Origin of the sequence: Cupriavidus sp. SIMBA_020, assembly GCF_046535395.1 — a bacterium.
GTDB classification, from domain to species: Bacteria; Pseudomonadota; Gammaproteobacteria; order Burkholderiales; family Burkholderiaceae; genus Cupriavidus; species Cupriavidus campinensis.
In genome coordinates, this window is record NZ_JAWRWU010000821.1 from 1 (window position 1) to 264 (window position 264).

The 264-nt window shown below is 72.0% G+C and carries 1 protein-coding gene; it reads left to right on the forward strand.

The annotated features are described in order from the left end of the window. A partial coding sequence (locus SB751_RS31665) for an ATP-binding protein (protein ID WP_410749228.1) occupies window positions 1–264 on the forward strand: 264 nt, incomplete at both ends.

Sequence of the window (264 nt, forward strand, 5' to 3'; positions counted from 1 at the left end):
TGCTGGAGCTGGCTGGCGGCGAACTGGCCAGCCACGAAGTGGCCCTGTCGACCCGTATCCAGGAACGCGTACCCGCCGTGCTGGGCGACCGCGTGCAACTGGGGCAGGTGGTGGTCAACCTGGTGCTCAACGCCGTCGAGGCGATGCAGGAGACGCCGGGGGGCGCGCGCCATCTGACCCTGCGTCTGACGCTGCAGGCACCCGGCCTGGTGCAGTGTTCGGTGACCGACAGCGGGCCGGGCCTGAGCCCGCAGGCCCGCGAGC